Source organism: Chryseobacterium phosphatilyticum (assembly GCF_002899825.2).
GTDB classification, from domain to species: Bacteria; Bacteroidota; Bacteroidia; order Flavobacteriales; family Weeksellaceae; genus Chryseobacterium; species Chryseobacterium phosphatilyticum.
In genome coordinates this window covers 110,350-131,451 of sequence record NZ_PPED02000003.1, presented here as the reverse complement: position 1 = coordinate 131,451, position 21,102 = coordinate 110,350, and the positions used below count along the sequence as shown (strand labels likewise).

20 protein-coding genes and 5 tRNA genes are annotated in these 21,102 nt (G+C 34.2%); 10 read left to right on the top strand and 15 right to left on the bottom strand.

The genetic code is table 11. The annotated features are described in order from the left end of the window. Positions 1-141: 141 nt before the first annotated feature. On the bottom strand, positions 142-654 hold the full coding sequence (locus C1631_RS12655; protein ID WP_123966671.1) for a hypothetical protein: 513 nt from the start codon (positions 652-654) through the stop codon (positions 142-144). 325 nt (positions 655-979) lie between these two features. On the opposite strand from C1631_RS12655, the gene C1631_RS12650 reads away from it, so the two are divergent. Together C1631_RS12650 and C1631_RS12645 are read left to right on the top strand one after the other, a co-directional pair. Then, positions 980-1,201 carry a hypothetical protein gene (locus C1631_RS12650; RefSeq protein WP_103249009.1) on the top strand — a complete coding sequence of 74 codons (222 nt, stop codon included), beginning with the start codon at positions 980-982 and terminating at the stop codon, positions 1,199-1,201. A gap of 65 nt (positions 1,202-1,266) precedes the next feature. Then, positions 1,267-1,464: a hypothetical protein gene (locus tag C1631_RS12645; RefSeq protein ID WP_103249008.1), complete on the top strand. Its 198-nt coding sequence runs from the start codon at positions 1,267-1,269 to the stop codon at positions 1,462-1,464. Positions 1,465-1,498: 34 nt separating this feature from the next. On the opposite strand, the gene C1631_RS12640 is transcribed toward C1631_RS12645, so the two are convergent. Then, on the bottom strand, positions 1,499-3,187 hold the full coding sequence (locus C1631_RS12640) for a helix-turn-helix domain-containing protein (RefSeq protein WP_109712504.1): 1,689 nt from the start codon (positions 3,185-3,187) through the stop codon (positions 1,499-1,501). Positions 3,188-3,484: 297 nt separating this feature from the next. Here C1631_RS12640 and C1631_RS12635 point away from each other — a divergent pair, with 297 nt between their 5' ends. Together C1631_RS12635 and C1631_RS12630 are read left to right on the top strand one after the other, a co-directional pair. Next, positions 3,485-5,479 carry a sensor histidine kinase gene (locus tag C1631_RS12635; RefSeq protein WP_109712502.1) on the top strand — a complete coding sequence of 665 codons (1,995 nt, stop codon included), beginning with the start codon at positions 3,485-3,487 and terminating at the stop codon, positions 5,477-5,479. After that, positions 5,469-6,110 carry a response regulator gene (locus C1631_RS12630; protein ID WP_103248732.1) on the top strand — a complete coding sequence of 214 codons (642 nt, stop codon included), beginning with the start codon at positions 5,469-5,471 and terminating at the stop codon, positions 6,108-6,110. The genes C1631_RS12635 and C1631_RS12630 overlap by 11 nt, the downstream gene beginning before the upstream one ends. Before the next feature lie 46 nt (positions 6,111-6,156). Here C1631_RS12630 and C1631_RS12625 read toward each other — a convergent pair whose 3' ends face one another. Further along, the gene (locus C1631_RS12625; protein ID WP_228441199.1) at positions 6,157-6,591 is read right to left on the bottom strand and encodes a hypothetical protein; all 435 of its coding nucleotides are present in this window, start codon (positions 6,589-6,591) and stop codon (positions 6,157-6,159) included. Positions 6,592-6,839: 248 nt separating this feature from the next. Here C1631_RS12625 and C1631_RS12620 point away from each other — a divergent pair, with 248 nt between their 5' ends. From C1631_RS12620 to C1631_RS12610, 3 genes are all read left to right on the top strand, one after another. After that, entirely contained in the window at positions 6,840-7,478 is a 639-nt protein-coding gene (locus C1631_RS12620) for an alpha/beta hydrolase (RefSeq protein WP_103248730.1), read from the top strand. 125 nt (positions 7,479-7,603) lie between these two features. Then, positions 7,604-8,920, top strand: a complete 1,317-nt coding sequence (locus C1631_RS12615) for a PDZ domain-containing protein (protein ID WP_103248729.1) — start codon at positions 7,604-7,606, stop codon at positions 8,918-8,920. A gap of 3 nt (positions 8,921-8,923) precedes the next feature. Next, positions 8,924-9,451 (top strand): hypothetical protein, encoded by a 528-nt coding sequence (locus C1631_RS12610; RefSeq protein WP_103248728.1) that lies wholly within the window; start codon positions 8,924-8,926, stop codon positions 9,449-9,451. Here C1631_RS12610 and C1631_RS12605 read toward each other — a convergent pair. From C1631_RS12605 to C1631_RS12585, 4 genes are all read right to left on the bottom strand, one after another. Beyond that, a complete protein-coding gene (locus tag C1631_RS12605; RefSeq protein ID WP_185144668.1) occupies positions 9,444-10,487 on the bottom strand; it encodes a L,D-transpeptidase in 1,044 nt (347 codons plus the stop codon). The genes C1631_RS12610 and C1631_RS12605 overlap by 8 nt on opposite strands. A 113-nt stretch (positions 10,488-10,600) precedes the next feature. Continuing rightward, complete coding sequence (locus C1631_RS12600) at positions 10,601-11,359, bottom strand: response regulator transcription factor (RefSeq protein WP_109712500.1); 759 nt, start codon at positions 11,357-11,359, stop codon at positions 10,601-10,603. A 487-nt stretch (positions 11,360-11,846) separates the two neighbouring features. Next, entirely contained in the window at positions 11,847-12,980 is a 1,134-nt protein-coding gene (locus C1631_RS12595) for an acyltransferase family protein (RefSeq protein ID WP_165828290.1), read from the bottom strand. A 605-nt stretch (positions 12,981-13,585) separates the two neighbouring features. Next, a tRNA-Asp gene (locus C1631_RS12585) sits at positions 13,586-13,659 on the bottom strand. 348 nt (positions 13,660-14,007) lie between these two features. Here C1631_RS12585 and C1631_RS12580 point away from each other — a divergent pair. Genes C1631_RS12580 through C1631_RS12570 form a run of 3 tightly spaced genes read left to right on the top strand, consistent with a single transcriptional unit; the run spans position 14,008 to position 17,863 of the window. Continuing rightward, on the top strand, positions 14,008-14,919 hold the full coding sequence (locus C1631_RS12580) for an aldo/keto reductase (protein WP_109712496.1): 912 nt from the start codon (positions 14,008-14,010) through the stop codon (positions 14,917-14,919). A gap of 24 nt (positions 14,920-14,943) precedes the next feature. Further along, positions 14,944-16,521, top strand: coding sequence for an NAD-dependent epimerase/dehydratase family protein (locus tag C1631_RS12575; RefSeq protein WP_109712494.1), 1,578 nt, complete (start codon positions 14,944-14,946; stop codon positions 16,519-16,521). Beyond that, entirely contained in the window at positions 16,514-17,863 is a 1,350-nt protein-coding gene (locus tag C1631_RS12570) for a D-arabinono-1,4-lactone oxidase (protein WP_109712492.1), read from the top strand. The genes C1631_RS12575 and C1631_RS12570 overlap by 8 nt, the downstream gene beginning before the upstream one ends. Positions 17,864-17,922: 59 nt before the next feature. Here the strand turns inward: C1631_RS12570 and C1631_RS12565 are convergent. The 8 genes from C1631_RS12565 to C1631_RS12530 all read right to left on the bottom strand — a co-directional run bounded on the left by C1631_RS12565 (position 17,923) and on the right by C1631_RS12530 (position 21,102). Then, a tRNA-Asp gene (locus C1631_RS12565) sits at positions 17,923-17,996 on the bottom strand. Positions 17,997-18,029: 33 nt separating this feature from the next. Further along, positions 18,030-18,103, bottom strand: a tRNA-Asp gene (locus C1631_RS12560). Positions 18,104-18,136: 33 nt separating this feature from the next. After that, positions 18,137-18,210, bottom strand: a tRNA-Asp gene (locus C1631_RS12555). Positions 18,211-18,244: 34 nt separating this feature from the next. Continuing rightward, positions 18,245-18,318: transfer RNA gene (locus tag C1631_RS12550), tRNA-Asp, on the bottom strand. A 126-nt stretch (positions 18,319-18,444) separates the two neighbouring features. Then, on the bottom strand, positions 18,445-18,762 hold the full coding sequence (trxA, locus tag C1631_RS12545; RefSeq protein WP_027374941.1) for a thioredoxin: 318 nt from the start codon (positions 18,760-18,762) through the stop codon (positions 18,445-18,447). Positions 18,763-18,844: 82 nt separating this feature from the next. Further along, positions 18,845-20,020: a cysteine desulfurase family protein gene (locus tag C1631_RS12540; protein WP_109712490.1), complete on the bottom strand. Its 1,176-nt coding sequence runs from the start codon at positions 20,018-20,020 to the stop codon at positions 18,845-18,847. 2 nt (positions 20,021-20,022) lie between these two features. Beyond that, a complete protein-coding gene (locus tag C1631_RS12535) occupies positions 20,023-20,490 on the bottom strand; it encodes a hypothetical protein (protein ID WP_103249874.1) in 468 nt (155 codons plus the stop codon). A gap of 24 nt (positions 20,491-20,514) precedes the next feature. Further along, on the bottom strand, positions 20,515-21,102 hold the full coding sequence (locus tag C1631_RS12530; RefSeq protein ID WP_109712488.1) for an HAD family hydrolase: 588 nt from the start codon (positions 21,100-21,102) through the stop codon (positions 20,515-20,517).

The following is a 21,102-nucleotide window of genomic DNA, read 5'->3' as shown; positions in this document are numbered from 1 at the left end:
TCAAAATCCGGAATCATCTCTATTTCTAATACAAATTTTAGTTTTAAAATTGTAAAAAGCTTGATTCAAAGAATATTTAATACTACCTGAAAAATATCTTAATACTTAACTTTATCAACCTGAACTTAGGTTAAATGACTATTATTTTATCTTAATTTCAATCATTCCCTCATCAATTCCTGATATATTTTTATCCGTATATATATTTTGGGCTCTGGATTGAATATTACTTAATAAATCTTCTGTATTTCCTGAATGGAAAACGGTAATACTTGATGAGGCTGTATTAAACTTCATGTCCGTATCAGTAACACCTTTTGATTCTGCAACGATGCCATTGAGTTTTTTAAGATTGGTAAAATCAATATTTGATATTTTTATAATGGTCTTGTTATTACCTTCTGATGTGTTATTGTTGCCTTCAGAAACTTTTTCATCATTCTTTTTATTTTTATTCTTTTTGCCAAATAATGACCCCAGTTTCCCTCCTGTTTTGGATGCTTTATCCGCCTTATTAGCAGCATTATCTACTGTATTACTGGCTTTATCTATTTTACTTACCAGATTATCTATTTTATCAAAAAGACTCTGTGCATTCATTGTTGAGATGCTAAATACTGATAAAGCAAAACTCATTATTATTATTTTTTTCATAGCTTTTTTTTTAGGTTATTTAGAAATCTTTGTGCTTTTTAACGATACAAATTTTGCTTAATCCCAATCAAAAAAAAACCGTATCAATAAATTTTTCATAAAAAGACATAGAACTTTTTATAAAAAAGCAATCTCAAACCAAGATATAAAAAACACACTTTCAGCAAATTACATAATGTTACTCCGTTTCATAATCAAGTCCTTATCATTTAATCTATGCAATAACATTATTATTTAATTTTACAGTATTATCTTAATTTTAAGTTTATTTGAAAAAAACTATTACAGAAATAAAGATGAAATGTAAATCTTAAAAAGTTCACATATGAATACGACTGAAATTAAACTGAAATCAACTTTAAAAAAATTATCTAAAAAGGAACAATCAAAGATTATCGCAGGCCAGTCGGAAGGAGGAGGTACTAACAGTGGCATGAGTAATGGTTCCATTGAAAAAAAATGCCCTCCGGGAAGCATTCTTTCTCCGGTGGACAAACGTACTTGTATCTCCCTGCATAATCCGGGAGTACCCTCTCCTTTTAAATAGGTAAAACAGAAGACCTGTAGAACAGCTAAGAATAAAATATAATTTGAAACAAAAAATAATTAGAAATGAAAAAAAATGTAAAATTCAGAAGATTAACAAGAAAAGAACAATTAACAATTGTAGCAGGAGAAGCCGTTATTCTTGAAGAAGGTGGCGGTACAAATACCGGTATGAGCGGTGGAGCTATAGTAGAATATTGTGATCACCCCATTACTTATCCGGATGGTTCGGTACGATGTCCTGAGGGTAACGAGCAAGGCTAAACAAAACGAATTAATTTTGGTAATATCCGAAATATTATTCGACATCTTTATTTAATTTTTCTATATATTGAAACGGGGTAACCCCCGTTTTTTCTTTAAATGTTCTTGCAAAAGAAATTCCACTTTTATAACCTACCATTTCAGCTAAGGCCTGGGTAGTATAGTTTCTTATTTTTTTATTTTCAGACAATTCTTTAAGGATATAATTAATTCTTAACTCATTCGTGTACTCACTAAACGTTTTTTTCATGTGTTTGTTAATGATCTGAGAAAGATAAGTTGTATTAGTATCTAGTTTTTTTGCGACATATGCCTGATTATACTCCGGTTTGAGATAATTTTTTTTTCCTTCCAGTTCAAGCAGTTTATTTATAATTTCAGCTTCTTTCTCATTGCTTATGGTGAAACTGTTTTTATTGACACGATTTGCTACATTTAAAGTATTGCTTTTTACCTGCAATAATATTTCATCAAGCCTCTGTTCTGTTCTCTTTTTTTTCCTAATCTGATTAATAAGATAAATCAGGGTGCCTCCCAGCAGTAAAACCAATACAATGATTACAAACAAACGGCCTCTAAGTAGAGAAGAACTTTTATTAATCTCATCATTGAGATTTTTAGAATTAATTGACTTGTACAGATCTGCAATATTCTTTTTCTCTAATTCAGAGTTCTTTTGATACAGGTCAAAAAATTTATTGCTGTAAAACTTGACAGAATCTACTTTTTTTTCTTTTAAATAAATTTTGGATAAATAATCCTGAGCAAATATATAATCACTATTTACCAAAGAATTCTTTTCCATCAGTTTAGATAATTCAAGAAACCCCTGTTTAGATTTTCCATATTCTTCCGAATCATAATAATTGACACTCATATTATATTGAGTATTCAGAATCTCATCTTTAAGCTCTAAAACTTTGTAATCCTTTAAACTTTGTGAGTAGTATTCTGTGGCTTTAGAATAATTCTTTTTTTTATTATTCAATGTACCCAACCTTAAATAAGTGCCTGCTATAAGCCTTTTATCCTCTGTAGACCGAAGCAACTGGTAGAAATTCTGCGAAGCACTATCAGCAAACGACTTGTTCTTATGAATATCGGAAATGTATTTATCCAAATATAAATGTCCAAGATTAGAATTCATAATATTATAAATAATATTAAAATGTTCGTTTTCATAGAGATTTTTATTTTCTTTTAAAAGTCTGAGAACCTCATGACTTTCTTTAATAGCCTCATCGGTCTGCTTCAAATCCAATTTTATACTGGCTATATTTCCTTTGATCTTTATATGTTGTCGGGTATCATTATTTTTTTGGGCAAAAAAGTCTGCCTTTATAAATTCCTTTAACGCGTTATTTGGTTTTTGATTAACTTTATTCGTATTACCTAAAATATTATAAATATTTGATAGTAAAGTATAATTTTCTTCTGTTTCAGGTATTTTGTTTAAATAAGCATTGATCTTTGTAACATATATTTGGTCATTATAATCTTTTCTTGCAAAAGATAACAAATATCTTTTTGCCGTATACGCAAATACCAGATCTTTATCATTTCTTGAGGTGAAGATTTTGTCGACGTAAAACAACGCACTATCAATTCCTATTTTTTGATAAATAAAAAACTTGTCCTTGTAGGACTGAATATCTTTATCGGTCTGAGAAAATAGTGATCCTGATCCTATTAAGAACAAGAATAAAATAATTTTTTCCCACATGTATTTTCCTTATTAAAATTTACACCAATATACTCAATTTGTTTCTTACCATCTACTGAGAATAAGCAGACCATTTTAAATGATAAAAACAAAGATCATTCAATCAGAAAAACCGTTATTTACATAAAAAATAAGATTTTAATTCTCTTTTTCTTTTTTTATTACATTCATCTACCAAAATAGAAATGAAAAAAAATTAACTTTTTATCCTTATTTATAGGTATTTTTTATCGCTGAATTTTTAATTATATTCACGTTTACTAAAAAAATGAACTATAAACACTGAAAATCATCCCCATGAAACGCCTGTTGTCTATAATATATATTTTTTTTCATATTTCACTGCATTCACAGGGGCTCCTTCCACTTAACGAAAAAAAATATATAGATAGCCTGCAATCTTCTATCGCCAATAAAACAGGCAAGATTTCTCAGTCAAATACTTATTTCCTCTTATCAGATTATTATAAAAATACAGATCCCGCTTTGAGTAAAAAGTATCTGGAAGATGGAAGAAATATGGGAAAAAACGATCATTTTACAACAGCACTTTATTATTATTACGAAGGACAATATTATCAGGATACAAACAAGGAAAAATCTGCAGAATCATTTCAAAAAGCTATAGAAGCATTATCTAAATTAAAAAATAAAAAAGCTCACCTATATGTTTCCTTAAGCTGGTACCATTATGGTATCATTCAAAAAAATAAAGAGGGCTATCCTTTCCTTATTAAAACCATGCTTGAAAAAAGTATTCCAATAGCAGAAAAATATGGTGATGGTAAAATTCTCGGCTTTTTGTACACCCAGCTGGCTTTGATGCTTACCTACAACGCTGAGTTTTTAAAAGCTGAAATCTACAATAAAAAAGCACTTCACATTCTTGAAAGTGATGCTCCTCATTCGACAGAATTATTCTATGCGTACCTTAATACCAACAGCAATTATTGCTATCAGGCAAAATGCAATTCTGGAAAACAGTTTTTAGACAAGGCAGGAGGAATGATACGTCCCTACCCCAACTCGTCTTCAAATACCTTTTATTATTATAACAGAGCATTATACTTTATCGGACAGCAAGAGCACAAAGAGGCTTTACAAATGATAGAAAAAGGATTATCTTATGCTAAAAAGAACAACCAAAAGCTGCAAATACAGATGTTCTACTTCCACAAATATGACATCTTTAAAAAATTAAAAAAATATACAGAAGCCAAAAGTCTTCTGGAAGAAATTTTAGCGGAAAAAACCCTTGCCCGTGATCTGAATAACAGAAAAACAATTTATAGCCACCTGTCTGCGATCAATGAAACCATGGGAAACCCCAGCCAGGCATTGGTATGGGAGAGGAAATATTCTGCATTAAATGACAGCTTAAATGCTGAAAATGTAAAATTGGAAATCAATAAACTGGAGACAAAATTTAATGCATCAGAAAAGGAAAAAAAAATAGCATTCCTGAATGCCGAAAAGAACCAGAAGCAAATGGAGGTGAATAAAAAAAATTCCTATTTATGGGTATTAAGTCTTATTTTATCATTGTTTCTGAGTCTTTTACTTTTCTTATTCATCCTATATAAAAACAATAAAAATCTTTCTGAACAGAAAGAGATCAACCTTCAACAGAAAATCAAAGATATTAAACAAAAGGAACAACTGACCCTTACCAAAGCAATTCTGGAAGGAGAAGAAAGAGAGCGGGAGCGAATTGCAAAAGATTTACATGATGGTCTGGGTGGGATGTTGGCAGGCGTTAAAATCAACTTATCAACCTGGTCCTCTAATCATTTAAATCCTGAGAAAGACAAAGATTTCTATAGGATCTTAGGGCAATTGGATATGTCTGTAAGTGAACTCCGTCATGTAGCCCGTAATTTAATGCCTGAGTCATTACTCAACTTTGGTTTGGAAACCGCTTTGCATGACCTGTGTGAATTTTACGGCAGAAAGGATCTCGAAATCGATTTTCAGGCCATTGATATTGATAAAACATTACCTTTAAATATTCAGCTTAATATCTACAGGATTGTACAAGAGCTGCTGGCCAATGCCATAAAGCATGCAGAGGCAAACAACATCTTTCTGCAATGCTCTCAATCCGAAGAAAATTTTCTGATCACCATTGAAGATAATGGAAAAGGATTTAATAAACATGCTGAAAAGACGACAAAAAGTATGGGGCTTCGAAATCTGAATAACAGGGTCAATTACCTACGGGGAAAAATGGAAGTAAGTTCCGATAACCAGGGGACAACAATTAATATAGAACTTAATATAAATGGAGAATGAAAAAATAAATATTGTCATTGTAGATGATCATCCTATTGTCATTGAAGGTTTGAAAATAATGCTGAACAGCCAACCTTTTTTCAATATTTCTGAGACTTTTACTTCCGGATCAGAAATTATCAATTTTGTGAAATCTCATCAAATTGATATCATTCTTTTAGATATTGCTTTACCTGATGCCAATGGAACAGAACTTTGCCGTGAAATAAAAAAAATATCACCGGATACTTCTGTGATCATGTTCAGTAATCGTTCTGAAAGAAGTATTATCATGCAATCTATACAAAACGGAGCTAGTGGTTATCTCCTTAAGAATACCTCAATAGATGAATTGGTAGTATGTATAAAAGGCGCCCTATCCGGGAATATTGTATTCTGTAATGAAACCAAGCATATCATCAGCCGGCCACCTTCTCAAAATGATTTACCCATCCCCAGATTAACCAAAAGAGAAAAGCAAATCCTGCAGATGGTAGCTCAGGGAAAAACAAGTAATGTAATTGCCGAAGAGCTCTTCTTAAGCCCTCTCACAGTGGATACCCATCGAAAAAATCTATTACAAAAGTTTCAAACTAAAAACTCTACAGAATTGATTAATCGTGCCATACAGCAAGGCATGCTGGAGGAATAAAAAAACCGCTGTAAAAGCGGCTTAAGGTTTATATAAATACTAAAGTTTATGGTTCCAGGAAGCTGTAATCAATAGAAGCAACCAATTCTCCTTTCCCTTTTTGTTTGGCTGTTCTCACAATTTCTCCATCAATATAAAGATTGATAATCAATTCTGAATCCGGATCCGGTAATTTTGCATTAGCATCCAGATTTAACTGAGCCTGGCTGGAATTCACAAAGAATTCATTGCTTTTCCATGGAGAAGTTAAAGGAGTTGTTGGCGTATTAAACATGGTACTCTGTGAAGTACCTACTTGGGTTACTACACTTATTATTTCGCCACCTGCACTCGTTTTTACTTCGAACTGAACCAAATGATCCTTGAATCCGTCATCATCGTCATCCTTCTTACAAGAGCTGACAACGGTAATAGTAGAAAGTAAAAAAACGAATAGAAAAGAAAGTCTAAGTAAACTTTTTGAATTGTAAAATTGCTTCATTTCTTCAAATAAATTTTTTAATGTTCCAAATATAAGTTTTTTATTAATATAAAAATAACTTTTTTGAAAATTTTCCAACAAAGATTTACAAACAATATCAAATCAATAAAAACAAAAATAACCCGTAAAATCTAATAATTCAGTTCAATCAAACAATCATTAAACTTAAAACACAGGATCTTTCAACCTGCTTATGGGAATAACAAAAATTAAGATTTATAAAATAATTTATTAAGTATATTTGCTGTATGAATTTAGATTATATCGTAAGAGAACCCGAAAATATTACACCTAGTACTCCCATTCTTTTTATGCTTCATGGCTATGGGAGTAATGAACAAGACCTTTTCAGTTTTAGAGAAACCCTTCCTCAGGACTGGATCATTGTAAGCTTCAGGGCTCCACGAGATACTCAATTTGAAGGATATTCATGGTATGACATCGATTTTAATAATCCTGATAACTTCATGGATCTTCCTCAGGCAAAGGAATCTTTAGATTCAGTGTTGGAAAGTATATTGAAAATTACCAACCATTATGGCCTTACTGAAAGCAGAGCACACTTGTGCGGATTTAGCCAGGGAGGAGTACTGAGCTATGCTTTAGCATTACAATATCCGGATCTGTTTAATTATGTAGCTTGTTTAAGCGCTTATCCTGAAGATAAAATCCTTACTCATATCGTAAAGGATAAAAAGAAGCTTGAAAAATTGCGATTTTTTGTATCCCATGGTACAGATGATGCTGTTATCCCTTTGGAATGGGGCAGAAAAGCGGCAGATCTGCTGTATGATTTAAACTGTTATTTCACTTTCAGAGAATATATGAGTGGGCATGGTGTCAATCAGAAGAATTATATGGATTTAATGGATTTCTTTTCAAAATAGATCAACTTATTCCATTTTTAAATAAATTCAATATATAATACCACTTCATTGAAGTTCATACAAACATTCCTGTATTTGGAATGTTTTTTTTATGATTATTGAGATAAATTCAGTAAATTCAATAAATGAAACTAAAGCTTTTATTACTGAGTTTATTTTTTAGCATTTTCGTATATGCTCAGAACTCTTTTGAGCTTATCAATACTAAAAAGGCAGTCATCCCTTTTCAACTTATCAATAATCTCATCTTTATTCCCGTCACAATTAACGGAGCTGAACTTACGTTCCTTCTGGATACAGGCGTTTCTGAAACTATCCTTTTTAGTTTGGAAAATAAAGAACTTAAACTGGGAAACGTTGAAAAAGTAAAATTTTCAGGACTGGGAGGGAATTTGAGCATTGACGGATTAAAATCTGACCGCAACATCGCACACATTGGAAATGCCGTAGTCAATACCTCTATGTCTCTTTATGTTATTATGGATGAGGACTTTAACATATCACCCCATATAGGAATTCCGGTCAATGGAGTTATTGGTTACCATCTTTTTAAAGATCATCCTGTAGCCATTGATTATCTGGGAAAAAAAATAATCGTCTATGAGAATACAGAACCCCTGCAAAGGAAAATCAAAAAATTTGAAGAATTCCCGATAACAATTGAAAAAAGCAAACCTTACATTCAGGCAGATGTAGAAATGACCCACGAAAGAAAAGATTCAAAATTACTGATCGACCTTGGTAATAGTGATGCTATATGGCTTTTCCCTACCCTCATTAAAGATTTTGTATACAACAGACCCAATATTGATGATTTTCTGGGGCGTGGATTCAATGGTGACATCTATGGCAAAAGGAGCAGGATTCATAATTTTTATCTGGGAGATTTTAAATTTGAAAAACCTCTTACTGCTATGCCAGATGAATTTTCTATTCAACATGTCAATTTAGTAGAAAACAGAAAAGGTTCCATTGGAGGGGAAATTATGAGGCGTTTTATGGTTATTTTTGATTATCCCAATAAAAAGTTATATCTTAAAAAAAACAGGGACTTTAATGATCCTTTCCATTTTAATATGAGTGGCCTGGATTTCAAACAAGACGGTCTGGAGTGGCAGTCAGATAAGATAAACATTGAAACTCAGGCAGGAAGCAGTGGAGATGTAGTATACAGAGACTCTTTTCAATACAAGTTCTCTTTGAAACCCATCTTTTCCATTGCAGGAGTAAGAAAAGACTCTCCTGCTGATGAAGCTGGTTTACAAAAGGATGACCGGATCATCAGTATTAACGGAAATAAGACTTCAGATATGAAACTGGCGCACATTATGGAAATCATGAGATCAGACGAAGGACGAAGTATCACGATGGTTGTGCAGAGAAAAGATCAAACCCTTACCATACGTTTCACTCTCGAAGATCCGATTCCTTATCAAGAATAGAATATGAAAACCGAAGAAACAACCTTAGACAGAATAAGAACGCGGCCAAGGTTCAAGATGTTTACTCATCTGACCAAGGAAGAATATGCTGACAATCTGAAAAAATATCTTACTGAACATAAAGATGAATTTTCCGGGAACATCAATAAAGAAGTTGCCACAATCTACGTTGAAACGAAATATGACAGCTACTGGAAACCCCGCCTTTCATTACGGGTAGAAATTGAGGATGACCACACGGTAATCCGGGGGGTGTTTGGACCCAGCTCCGCAGTCTGGACCTTTTTCATGTTTCTCTATTTTTCTTTTTCTATTTTTTGGATGACATTTTTCACCATGTACTATGTAGAAAAACAAATAAAAAGCGCCGAATACCCTTGGGCACTGAGCGCTTCTTTTGTGATGTTATTTCTTATTCTCCTTACCTATATCGCTGCAAGATTCGGGCAACATAAAGGAAAAGATGAAATGCATAAATTGAGAAAGTTTGCTGAAGAATCTACTTTACAGTTTGAAAAGAAAATTATCTAGACAAAGAATCTCCGCTTCTTTCATTTTGAACAGCCGGGGCCATCGCTCTTGCTGCTTTGATAGAATCAGCTACTTTTTCTCTATTGGCTTGTTCTTTCAACATTTTGGGAACATCGGGTTCCAGTAATTTGGTTAACTCTTCTACCGGGATATTATTGGCATTCGGATCATCCAAAAGTTTTTTCCAGGGTTTTCTTCCACCCCATTTATAGTCCCCAAATACCATTACAGCGGTGCCTCTTGCTTTTGTAGTTGCTCCGCCCGGATTCAGAATCCAGGTATCAGCATAAGAATATAACCACTGCGCATCTTTCCTCAGCAATCTTAAGCAGGAATGTGAGGCAGGATATCCCGGAAGGGTATATTCATGCCATCCGATCCCTCCTATATTATGGATATTAAAATTATAGGGAAGCTTCCATTCTGTACTTACTGTAGAAATAGACAACTTCTTTTTCCAGTTGGCGAAAGTAAGCCCTCTTGTTGTCTGAGCTGCTTTTTTTCCCATACTGGTAGGGCCCCATTTCACAAGACTTCCATTATTATATACTGCAAAAGCCTGTATAGGATAAGAAAATATGACAAACTTTTTCACTCCACTCAATACATCCAGTTGCATTGGGAACGGTGAATAAGCCATCAATGTCGTATCAATTTTAGCAGGAACAACAAGAGTATCTGCGTTCCATTTGCTTTTAGAATCCAGTCTGTTTAAAGCAAGGATAGCAGTACGCTCTTCAACACTATATTTTTTGCTGAATTCCGCATACACGGAATCTCTCATTTTTTTGTCTTTGGGAAGGACGAAAGCATTATAGAAACCATTCTCCTGCATCATTGGGGGAACAGACTCTTTCTTCACAACAGGTACGGAATCTTTTTTCACGGAATCTTTTTCTGTTTCCATTACTTCAGATCCGGAAACTGTATCTTTAAAAGTATCACTTACCTTTTCTATTTCTTTTTTACATGAAACAAGAAATAAGGTACATAAGCAAGCGTATAAAAATGTTTTTTTCACAGATATGTTCTTCATAAATAAGAGAGGTCATTTAGTTTGGCTACCCAGTACAAATATCAGACCTAAATTTGAATCATAAAAGACATTCTTAAAAATACCGTAAAAAAACGGTATTAAACAATATTGATTTATAACAATTTATTGGTTTGGGCATAGCCCAACGCCTCTGCTATATTATTAACTCCAATTTTTTCAAAGAGTTTTTTCCGGTGAAACTTCACTGTATCTGCGGTAATAAAAAGTTTTTCAGAAATTTGATTAATCGTCAGCCCGCTTGCATATAAGCGTAAGATCTCATGTTCTCTTGAAGAAAGTTTAATTTTCTCACTTTTCAACCATATATCTTCCTCCAGATTATATTTCCAGATTTCATCAGTCCCCTCCTTACTAAGAACTACATTCCCTGAGGAATTATTATTGGAAAGTGAAACAACACACAATGCTTTCCACACCTGCCCTTCTTCTGTAAGAAACATCGGGGTGAGTTTATGATTAACCAAAACAAGATTCTTTCCATGATTGATAAGGTAGAAATCGTAAGAAATAGAATACAATTTCCGATCTTGAACAGGAATTGTTTCATAAAATTCAAATCCAGCTTTATTAATCTTTATCAGCATCTCAACATCCATAGGCTTTACATTCTGAAAATAAAAGGCATATCCCAGATCCTTAACTTCTTCTGAGGTTTTCCCACACAGGAAAAGTGGATTTTCAGAAACATATTCAAATCCCCTGGTTTGATAATTAATGACATACAAACTCTGATAAGTAGTTCTGGCAAGAGCTTTTATCCCTTCAAGATAATCTGTGGACTGGCTATAATCAATTGCAGCCTCCTGGCTTACCTCATTTTTATCATTAAAAAACCTGTCAATTTGTTTCATAGACCTTAGTGTATTAAGACACTACTCTAAAGAGTAGTTTTAATGTCAATCATACAAATCTACACAAAAGTGTAGTCTTTTTCAATAGGGGGACTTTTACATTTGCAAAATAATTTTCATGATTGTACTCTTTAGAAAATACTCACCCCTCTTCATAAAGGAGATGTGTGAATTAAAAATAAATAACTCAAGACAACATAGTTTTAAAATATAATCATAACCATGACATAAAGAAGCTACCTCACATGATTCAGTCTGAGTTCAAGTACACTTGATCCGTGAAGTTTTTATCGTAAACCATTCAGACTATTCAGAATGAAAAATATTTAATAAAGACTGAATCAATGTAGCTCTAAACATCAGTTTATCGGTAGCAGCTGCTATTTTTGAAAAAAACAGCTGATCTGAAAAACCTTCTAATTGATCTTTGCTATTACTGTCTCATGGATGGTAATTTTTTTTTCCTGAGAATACAACATCTTTACTATTAAGCCTCTTTTTTTGGTTTTACCACAAGTTTATCCCTTAATCGGGTAGTTGGGATTTCAAAGTACTTGTATAAAAAGAAAGATATAATGAAGCACAGGAAAAGGTACATTGCAAATACAATATATGCAGAAGATATAAAATAGCGGAAAACATGTGGGTAAACGAACATTTGCCCTATAACCCATGTTTGAATAAAAGTCAGATTCACGAGATACATAGAATATGAGATTAGACTGATATAAGTTACCGGCTTGAGAATTTTATATGGTGTAGCCTTGTAGCTGCTTAAAAAAGGCAAAAGAAAGAGAGTTCCTACAGACATCAGACTAAAAGAAAATACCGAAAAAAATAAACTGTTCCGATCAGATATTAATTCTATCAGAGACAATTGGCTTAATAAAATTAAAGCTAATCCAAAATAAAATACGATCCTTTTACGAGCATTCCATATTTCTGAATAGTAATACTTTATATAAGCACCCAAAACACCATACATTAAACTATCCAATCTTGTAATCACCTGTTTCCTAAAGTTCAGATCCCAACTATTCAAATCAGGAGGAGTTCCGCATATAGAATACCGGTACAATCTAAATAAAGTAGTGAAAAGGATAATAGAAATAATTACGATTAATACAGACGTTTTTACTTCACGTTTTACAATATAAATTAGTCCATATAGAAAGACAGGTATCAACAGGTAAAACCATTCTTCAATGCTTAAACTCCACGCTTCAGCGAAGAACTCCGGATGAGGCGATGCAAAGTTCTGTATAAACAGGAAATATCTGATTCCATTATATATTGAAAAATCAGGAGTAAACAGCGTCTCCAAAATCAACAAAACCAACAGAACCAAAAAATAGGCAGGCAGTGTTCGGCACCACCTCCTGACCCAGAAATTCAATAGCTCTTGCCTGTCGAACTTCGTCCGGTTTAAAATTTCTATTAATATTCCCCCGATCAGAAAGCCACTCAGAACAAAAAACAGGGTAACACCGTCCAACATAAAGTTTAGAAAAAAATCAGCATAAGGAAGATAATGCAGACCATGAGAAACTACAACAAAAGATATAGCAAAGAAACGCAACAGATCCAGCCCAAAAATTCTGTTTGAATCAATTTTTATCATAAAGGTATGGACTACAAACTCTTTTATTCTATTTATAAACATTGGGAAATTATATCACTCGGATTCTTTGAAATAAAACAAAACTAAATTAAAAAGGTCAATATTTGAATAAAGAAATAAATCTGTAATAATAAAATATCCATACAACCATCCACGGCAGGTTCATGATCAGAAAAACAAAAATTTCCTGGCCATTAATTTTCCCGTCACTTACTGCAAAAAAGGAATAACATAAAGCTATAACAGGCAATAAAAACCAGCATATCCCTGTCATTATTCTTTTCTGAAATTGTTTTAAAACAGAGAAAAGGCTACTAAGCGAAACCAAGCTCATCAAAGTTATCCAAAAGATTACAAAAACATAAGCCAAACCACTCATATCACAATTTCTGGGACGTTCCCTGACTTCTTTGGTAAGACTTAAAAAGATAATCAAAAAAACAATAGAAATAAGTGTTGAAATACCCCAGGTTTTAAGTATAGAAAGTAGAATAAATTTTCTTTTAGACATCAATTTACATTTAAGTGCTAAAATAATAATAAACCAGGCTGTACACTAAATTTAATTCATAAAAAAAGTCTCCTATTTCTAGAAGACTCTTTTGCGATCCGGACGGGACTCGAACCCGCGACCTCCGCCGTGACAGGGCGGCATTCTAACCAGCTGAACTACCGGATCATTTTTTGTTTTTGAAAGAACTGTATTTCTTTTTTGTGATTGCAAAAATACATCTTTTTTCATTCCCTCCAAACAAAGCACAACCTTTTTTCTATAGTATTTATTTAAAATACAGATTATCAATTATAAAATTTTAAAAAAATGAAAGTAAAATACTCCGCGATATTCATTTCTAAGTTTAATATAGGTTTTCACGCCTTCAAATTCCCAGTTTTCGTAGGTAATTCATCCACATCATCTCAATAATTAAAATATATTCCATACATAAAGAAAAAAAATAAATTTATAATATTAATAACATAAATTATTTATTTTTGAATTATAAATAAATCACAATTAAGAGATAAAATGTCTTTGAATACCAATGGAATTTCCATCTTTCCTATTTCTCTCGGTGGAGCAGGTATTGGCTCCTGTAATAAAAACATTTTCTTTCAGGGGCCAGTATCAGATAAACAGGCTGTAGAAACTATTTTATTCGCATTGGAAAACAACATTAACCTGATCGATACCTCACCTTTTTACGGTGACAGCGAAAGAAAAATCGGTATTGCATTACAAGAATATGGAAACCGTTCATCATATATTCTTTCCACAAAAGCTGGAACACACCCTATATATAAAGGGTATTCAGGAGAAAATATCCGAAAAAGCGTTGAAAATAGTTTAAAAGTACTACAAACAGATTATCTGGATATTCTTCACATTCATGATCCTTCCGATATTGAATTTAAGAATATGATGAAAAACGGAGGAATAGAGGTATTACTCCGCCTGAAAGAGGAGAAAATAATTCACAATATCGGCTTAGGAGTTAGAGACCACGACCTCCACCTTCAATTCATTTCCTCAGGTTATGCTGATGCAATATTGCCTTACCTCGATTATAATCTTTTATCAACCAAAGCAAACGCTTTGCTGGAAACAGCCAACAAAAACAACATCACGGTCTTGTTAGGCTCTGCGTTGTGCATGGGATTACTGTCAGGTAAAAATCCGGCTGATATTAATATCCGGCATTATTCCATAGAGAAAGATGTTTCAATACAAAAAGCAACACAAATGTATTGGTGGTGCCAGGAAAACGATGTCAACTTAATGGCTCTTAATTATCATTTTATTCTCAATAATCCGGCTGTGAATACTATTGTAATCGGTGCTTGCTCAAAAGAAGAAATAAAAAAAAGCTTAAATGCATATGACGAAAGCATTAGTCCAGCCATTTTTGAATCTTTTCTTAAGACATTCAACCTTTCATAAAATCATTAAATCACTTAAAAAAATATGAAAAACACCCCCCTACATTACAAAGACGAAAATATCACAAAATCAGCTAGCGGGCTAATCCCTACAGATATCTATCGCACTATTCTTGATAATGTTCCTTTAATATGCGTCGACCTTGTCATTGTAAAAGACAATAAAGCTTTTCTTACGAAACGTAAAAATAAGCCTGGTAAAGGTGTTTACTGGATGCAAGGTGGCAGAATGTTGAAAAATGAAGGGATAGAAGAATGCGGAATAAGAAAAGCAGCTTTAGAACTAAATATTCCTGAAGACAGAATAAAAATAACACAGTACCTCGGCACTTTTTCCACAGAGTTCAATGATTCTGAACAAGGGGCTTCCTCACACACAGTAAATATCACTTTTCAGGCAGAGGTTGATGATGCAGTTTCTTTAAGTTTTGATCATGATCACTCGGATGGAAAATGGTTTGATATCAACGGTTCTATTCCTTCTGAATTACAAGACCAATATACACATCACCCCTACATCATTAAAATCCTGCAACTCATTGAACCTAAACGCATACTCAAAACCGATAAAATCCGGGTATTGGTAACAGGAGCAAGCGGATTCATAGGTTCTCATCTGGGCAAGCGATTAAAACAAGAGGGCTACTATGTAATAGGCGCTGACTGGAAGAGCCCGGAATTTATGCAACCTGGCGAATTTTGTCACGAGTTCCTTAGAATCGATTTACGAATAATGAAAAATTGTATGGATGCTTGTGAAGGGATTGACTGGGTCTTCAACCTCGCTGCGGATATGGGGGGAATGGGGTTTATTCAAAGTAATCATAGCCGCATTGGATATAATAATACAATGATTAGCTTGAATATGCTTGAAGCTGCAAGGCATCATAATGTAAAACGTTATTTTTACTCTTCAAGTGCTTGTGTTTACCCTCTACATGTACAAGACGATTCTGAAAACACAGTTGGATTAAAGGAAAGTGATGCATGGCCAGCCTATCCTCAGGATATCTATGGGCTTGAAAAATTATACGGTGAAGAGATTGCGATGAAATATTCGGAAGAATTTCCACAAATGCAAATCCGTATTGCAAGATTCCATGGAATCTATGGTGAACAAGGAACTTGGAAAGGGGGAAGAGAAAAAGTACCTGCAGCATTTTGCCGCAAAGCAGCCGCAGCAGAATCAGTCTTCGAAATATGGGGAGATGGAGAGCAGAAACGCTCATTCTGCTATATAGATGATTGTGTAGAAGGGATTATCAGAATCATGAAATCTGATTATAACAAACCACTTAATCTTGGTTCTGAAGAAATGATATCAATGAATGATTTTGCCAGGCTTATCATGGAAAAGGCAGGTAAGAATCTGCCACTTAAGCACATCGAAGGACCTGAGGGGGTTCGTGGGAGAAATTCCGACAATACTCTTATTGAAGAAGTACTTGGCTGGAAACCTTCTATTCCTTTAGCTTCAGGAATAGAAAAGACATACAAATGGGTAAAAGAACAAGTAGAGGCAGAAAAGCAAACAGGCATTAATACATCAGCATACAGCGAATCAAAGGTAGTCGTAACCGAAGCATCCGATATTAATGATTAAAAAAGAGAATTACACATGGAATAATTGGGCAGGAAATCAATCCTGCCTTTCCGAGAATTATTTTGAACCGGAAACCGAAGAGCAAATCATTGAAATAGTCCGATTTTCAGAAAAGAATAAAAAAAAGATCAGAGTTGTCGGATCCGGACATTCTTTTTCCCCCATTGCGATCAGTAATGAAATTTTAATTTCATTAAAAAATTACCGAAAACTGATTTCAGTGAATAAAGACATTATTGTTTGCCAGGGAGGAATGTATTTATATGAGCTATATAATATCATGCTATTAAACCGTTTATCATTTCCCAACTTCGGAGTTATCAATAAACAAACGGTCGCAGGCGCTATAGCAACCGGCACACATGGCAGCAGTTTAATGCATAAAAGTCTTTCTTCACAGATTGAGAAACTACGAATAATAACAGCGACAGGGGATCCGATCGAAATAGCCAGCGAGACGAAGTGGAAAATAGATGACCAGGAATTCAATCTATGGGAAGCTGCTTCTCTTTCACTAGGATCATTCGGAATTGTCACAGAAGTAACTTTAAAGTGTGATCCTCTATTTTATGTAAAATCAGAAGAATCTGTTATTGATTTTGATGACTTCCTGAAATCTATGGATGATTATGCAAAATACTATGAATATTTTAAAGCCTGGTGGTTCCCACATACAGATAAAGTCTATCTATTTAAAGCCGAAAGAATAGAAGAAGAACAGTATCGTAAAAAGGATCAATGGATAAAATACACTGAAGAACAAAAAAAACGTGATATTGAAATTGATAGACTAACTACTCCCCTATTTATAAAAAGTAACCATGATCCATCTCTGATTCCACAAATCAATTCTTATTGCCTGGAATATTTTTTCACTCCACGTACAAGAATAGGAAACTGCTTTGAAATCTTAGTACATGACGAAACCGTACCCATGGTAGTTTCAGAATATGGACTATCGATGTCCGATAACAATCATAAAAAGGCATTAAAGGAATTCAGAGATGTTTTAGAACAGTCTAAATACAAATTGCATTTTCCTGTGGATCTCCGCTATACCCATGCAGAAAATTCATATCTCAGCCCAGCTTACAAACAAAACACCTTTTATATTGGAGTATGTATCCGGGAATATCGTGAGGAAAAAATTCATCCATCTATGCAGTTGTTTTTTGATGTAATGAACAAATATACAGCCCGTCCTAATTGGGGGAAACTCTCAGACCTTTCAAAAACAGCATCTGAGGAAAAGTTTCCGGGAATGGAAAGTTTTCAAAAATTACGGGATACTGTAGATCCGGAAAGAATCTTCCTGAATGCATTTCTTGAAAACATTTTCTGAATCTGATAATATAAGAAACAAAAAAACCTGTAAATACTTACAGGTTTTTTATTGAGTTGCGATCCGGACGGGACTCGAACCCGCGACCTCCGCCGTGACAGGGCGGCATTCTAACCAGCTGAACTACCGGATCAATTTTTTTTTAAAGAAATTGATAAAACTTCTGCGATCCGGACGGGACTCGAACCCGCGACCTCCGCCGTGACAGGGCGGCATTCTAACCAGCTGAACTACCGGATCAATTTTTTTTTAAAGAAATTGACAAAACTTCTGCGATCCGGACGGGACTCGAACCCGCGACCTCCGCCGTGACAGGGCGGCATTCTAACCAGCTGAACTACCGGATCTCAATTTTTTAAAAGTAATTGATAAAACTTTCTGCGATCCGGACGGGACTCGAACCCGCGACCTCCGCCGTGACAGGGCGGCATTCTAACCAGCTGAACTACCGGATCATTTTTCTAAAGAACGTCGTTTCTTTTTCGTGGTTGCAAAATTACATCTTTTTTTGTTATCTGCAAATTATTTTTGAAAAAATGCCTCCCAATACTGGAAGGCATTCATTATCAAACTTATTTTTTTTATAAGTGAGCGCTTAATTTTTCAGCGATTACCTCTTTTGGAGCTACACCTACTAATTTGTCTACTACTTCTCCGTTCTTAAAAATAAGAACTGTAGGAATATTTCTAATACCATACTGCATTGAAATCTCCTGGTTGTTGTCTACATCTACTTTTCCAACTACCGCTTTTCCTTCAAAATCTGAAGCAACTTCTTCGATGATTGGTCCTAATGTTCTGCAAGGTCCGCACCATACTGCCCAGAAGTCTACTAATACCGGTTTATCTGATTTTAAAACCGTATCCTGGAATGAGCTGTCTGTAATTTCTAAAGCCATTTTGTTTCTTTTATTTTAATTAATATTATTTTCTTGTTTACTCTTTTTGAGTAGTCAAAATTACGATTTTTACATCATAAGACTATCTATGCTCAACATTAGTTTTTTCTATAGCGAAGTCCTTTGAGATTTCTTTCAAAGCATCTACTAAGGCATCAATGTCTGATTTTGTGGTCATATGACTGAAGGAAATACGTAAAGGGGTACAATGGTCCATTTCGTCTTCACTTAATACCATCATCATCACCATCGATGGTTTTGATGCGCCTGACGAGCATGCACTTCCCTGAGAAATTGCAATTCCTTTCATATCCAGCTGAAGTCCGATCAATGGATTTTTATAAGGCAATAATGCACTTAATACAGTATAAAGGCTATTTTCTTTCTCAGCACTGCGTCCATTGAATTTTATTCCTACCACTTCAGCAGAAAGTCTTTCAATGGCATAGTCTTTAATTCCCTGCATATGGTTTGTATATTCTTCCATATGATTCAGAGAAAGTTCTAATGCTTTTCCAAGTCCTACAATTCCGGCAACATTTTCCGTACCTGCTCTCAGACTTCTTTCCTGAGGACCTCCGGTAATGATTCCTTTTAACCCCGTTGCTTTTCTGATGAAAGCAAAACCAGCGCCTTTAGGACCATGGAATTTATGGGCACTGCAAGAAGCAAAGTCTACCGGAATATCAGAAAGATCCAGATTCATATGAGCCATCGTTTGCACAGTATCCGAATGGAAAAGTGCATTATTTTCTTTGCACAGCTCGGCAACCTTTTTAAGATTGATAATGTTTCCGATCTCATTATTGGCATGCATTAAACTTACCAGGGTCTTTTTATCTGAAGATTTTAATAATTCTTCTAATTTATTAAGATCGATATCTCCTTTTTCATTGGGACGGATGTAATTCACTTCTACCCCTTTTCTGCTTTTCATATCCAAAATACTTTCAGAGACACATTTATGCTCTAAAGGTGAGCTAATGATCCTTTCTACCCCAAGATGCTCTACAGAGGATTTAATAATCATATTATTGGATTCTGTTCCACAGGAAGTAAAAATGATCTCAGCAGGACTTACATGAAGATAGTCTGCAACCTGTCTTCTTACATTTTCAATAAGGATTTTTGCTTCCTGGCCAAAGCTGTGAGTTGAAGACGGATTTCCAAAATTCATCTTCATCGTACCAACCATTGCATCTATAACTTCATCTGCAAGCGGAGTGGTTGCGGCGTTATCTAAATATATTTTATCCATTATTATTTTGAATATTTTAATTGTACGGAGCTAAACTGGTAATCTACAGGAACAGCAAACATAAACCAGGGATTAGAAATCACCTGAATTTCCATTCCACCGGATGGGGGGGCCGCCGGAACTTCCACATACAAGACATTATCCTTTACAGAAACATTCTTGATCTGTGAAATCGTGTGACTTCCTGATCTGAAACCACCTAAATTGTATAAAACTACTTTCTTGTCTTTTGGAAATTTCGGGTAATTGGATGCCGGATTTTTTCCTTCTTCTATAAGCTGGAAACCACTATTGGCAACAGCAAGATATTCTTTTTCGTCTTTAATAATTCTAAAGCCGCTTTCCTCAGTTCCTCCCTGTCCCTGAGATACAAGAAGTTCTGCATTTTTCTGCATAACCGGTAATTTTTGAGATGGTGTAGCTGCGCAGCTCATTAGGATTAACGCACATACAATTAACAGGCTTTTCATTTTTTACAATTTTATCATCCAAAATTAATGAAAAAATTGGTAATGTCCCTCATTTGCCCATTTCAACATTGGCCGATCTCCGGAAGTATCACCAAATGCAATAATTTTATCGTACTTAGAATCGTTAATTTCTGCTTTTATTCTTACGAGTTTTTCTTTTCCGTTACAATTTTTACCGATAAAATTTCCTGTAAAAATGCCATTTTTAAACTCTGCACGTGTAGAAACAAGCTGCATTTTCAATTCATCAGCAAAAGGTTTTACCCAAATATCCAATGAAGCAGTGACCAATAAACTTTGTATATTGTTCCTATCGATATTTTTGATAAAGTCTAATGCATTTTCCCTTACGATTTTAGGATAATGATGTTCAAAAAACTGTTTAGACTTCATTTCGATTTTTTCCTGAGTCTGTCCCTTTAGAATAGATCCGATAAAACTTTTTTTAACTTTCTCTGTTTCAGCCAGTTTTAATTTTAACAAAATAAAGAGAGGAACATGCTTTAAAAATTGTATCCGATATCTTGTAGAATCGTAGAACTTAAGATACATAAACATGGTATCCTTATAAGTCAGGGTTCCGTCAAAATCAAAACAATACAATTTTTTCAT